This window comes from Cylindrospermopsis sp. CR12, from assembly GCF_001432185.1.
Classification (GTDB): Bacteria; Cyanobacteriota; Cyanobacteriia; order Cyanobacteriales; family Nostocaceae; genus Raphidiopsis; species Raphidiopsis raciborskii.
Map to the genome: position 1 here is coordinate 1 of NZ_LMVE01000025.1, position 2,372 is coordinate 2,372.

The 2,372-nt window shown below is 41.1% G+C and carries 3 protein-coding genes and 1 pseudogene; all 4 read left to right on the forward strand.

Going from position 1 to position 2,372, the window contains the following annotated elements; translation table 11 throughout:
* The first annotated feature begins 181 nt into the window (after positions 1-181).
* Positions 182-961: a Uma2 family endonuclease gene (locus tag ASL19_RS03205; RefSeq protein ID WP_057177265.1), complete on the forward strand. Its 780-nt coding sequence runs from the start codon at positions 182-184 to the stop codon at positions 959-961.
* An 880-nt stretch (positions 962-1,841) separates the two neighbouring features.
* Positions 1,842-1,922, forward strand: coding sequence for a hypothetical protein (locus ASL19_RS18470; RefSeq protein WP_235528920.1), 81 nt, complete (start codon positions 1,842-1,844; stop codon positions 1,920-1,922).
* Positions 1,907-2,140: pseudogene (locus ASL19_RS03215) on the forward strand (Uma2 family endonuclease); the annotation flags it as partial. The gene ASL19_RS18470 and the pseudogene ASL19_RS03215, both read left to right, overlap by 16 nt.
* Positions 2,141-2,175: 35 nt before the next feature.
* Positions 2,176-2,372: DUF2442 domain-containing protein (locus ASL19_RS03220; RefSeq protein WP_057177267.1), on the forward strand; the 197-nt coding region annotated here is incomplete at its 3' end.

The window sequence follows — 2,372 nt, forward strand, 5'->3', positions numbered from 1 at the left end:
ACCGAATTAGGCTTTGAGACAGGGAATTGATTCCTTGTCTCCCCCAGGGACAGTCTCCAGGTGTGGGAAGACAGGTTGAGTATTTATTGATCGGCGGTTATGCTTTAAGATACTATGGTTAAAGAGACAAGTATATAATTCAATCTTGGGAACAGCGATTAAATACAGGAGATGTTTAATAATGTATCAAAGTGATGTGTATAGCAAACCCAGCTATGAGCCATTACCTCCTCAAGAAACATTACCAACAATGTATGACCTACCTAGCGAATATCCGGAGGAACCAGGCTTGCCAGACGAATTTCACCTTTTACAACCAGAATTATTGCGTAGCACCTTTTGTCCACCTTCTTATCCAAAAGATAATGTATTCATAGGTAGTGACTTAAATTTATACTATGACAGTAAGCATACACAATGGTATAAACGCCCTGATTGGTTTGCAGTTTTAGGTGTATCCCGTTTTTATGAACAAACAGAACTAAGATTAAGTTATGTTACTTGGTGTGAAGGAACATATCCATTTGTTGTGGTAGAACTAATATCACCAGGAACGGAAAAGGAAGACCTAGGTAAAAATTTACAAGAAGTTAATCAACCCCCTAATAAATGGACAGTATATGAGCAAATTCTAAGAATCCCCTATTATTTTGTCTATAACCGTTATACCAACGAATTTCACTGTTTTGGTTTAGTAATGAACCGTTATCAACCGCTATCTATTAATGGATTAGGAATATGGCTAGAAGAAGCTGAATTGGGTTTAGGATTATGGGTTGGAGAATATCAAGGACTAACCAGACAATGGTTGCGTTGGTATGATAAAGATAATAATTGGTTGCCTACTCCAGAAGAAAGAGCAACCCAACTGGCAAAACAAGAAAAACAGCGGGCAGATTTAGCGGAAGCAGAATTAGCTAAACTAAGACAATTAATAGCAGAACAAGGAATTAATTTGTAAGTACAAAGTACAGATGGTGGGTTTTCTCAACCCCTCCTATTTTTGAGGTATACACAATGCGAATTGTCGATTATGAGGCGGACTTTTATGCTTGGGCTAACCAGCAGGCAGAACTTCTGCGACAACAGCGGTAATTCCTTCTTCCTTGCTACTGTTTGTCCCAATTTTGAAGGGGGGTAATAGTGAGGTAAATCTGCGTCAGGCTCTACTCAATATGATCTCGGTTCATACCAACCAGACTCACCCACAGCTACGAGAGTCGAGTGGCAGGGTTTTTCTGTCTCAATTTTAACCTATAACCAATAATCACCCACGACAAAACCAGTCGGGTTTAACCCACTTGAGCTTTGCGATCTCCTGTATGGAGTGCTTAGCAATCGCATTTATACATATACAGTTGGTTTGTTGGGTTTCGTGCCTCAACCCAACCTACGACTATTCACGACAAAACCAGTCGGTTTCAACCGACTTGAGCTTTGCGATCTCCTGTATGGAGTGCTTAGCAATCGCATTTATACATATACAGTTGGTTTGTTGGGTTTCGTGCCTCAACCCAACCTACGACTATTCACGACAAAACCAGTCGGTTTCAACCGACTTGAGCTTTGCGATCTCCTGTTATGAGTCCGAAATTATGGGTTGTAGGGCCTATCAGGACTATCGGGTGATTAATTTGTGGGAGATTGAGGGGGAGACGGTGTTTGAGCAAAATCTGTCTTCCTTGATAGAGACTATACTAGCAAATAAGTTCCCAGATTTGACGAAGGAGATGATTATGCAGTTGCTGGATTTGAAACAAACGGATATTACCCAGTCTCGTTTTTATCAAGAGATTCGGACGGAGTGTCTTGAGGAAGGTCGCCAGGAACAGGCGATCGCCATGGTGATTCGCCAACTAACTCGGCGACTGGGGGAGTTGTCGGAGCGACGGGTGGGACAGATCCGGAAGATATGCGGTTGAGTTACGTAATTTGGCAAGAAGGATTCGCTCCATTTTTAATCGTAGAATTATTATCACCAGGTACAGAAGCGGAAGATTTAGGAAAAACATTAAGAAGTGCTAATAAACCCCCAACAAAATGGCAAACTTATGAGCAGTATTTGCGCTCACCTTACTATATCATTTTCGACAGATATGAAAATCAACTGCGAGTATTCCAACTATTGGGAATAAAATATACTGAATAATCAAGTAGAATTACTGGAGAAATGGCATGAACTCTCAGATTAAAACTCCCTGGCTAAAAGCGATAAAGGTAGTTCCTTTGGATGGTTTTCGTTTGCAGGTCATCTTTGAAAATGGGCAAGAGATGAGGCTTTCCCTGGAAAAATTAATTCAAACCCGAGAGCGTTACTGGCGTCTAAAGAGTCCTCGTTATTTTCGTCAGGCTCAGATAGATACACTAGGGGG

Coding starts and splice junctions, on each gene's coding strand:
- ASL19_RS03205 (WP_057177265.1), top strand. CDS start 182: ATGTATCAAAGTGATGTGTATAGCAAACCCAGCTATGAGCCATTACCT.
- ASL19_RS18470 (WP_235528920.1), top strand. CDS start 1,842: ATGGTGATTCGCCAACTAACTCGGCGACTGGGGGAGTTGTCGGAGCGA.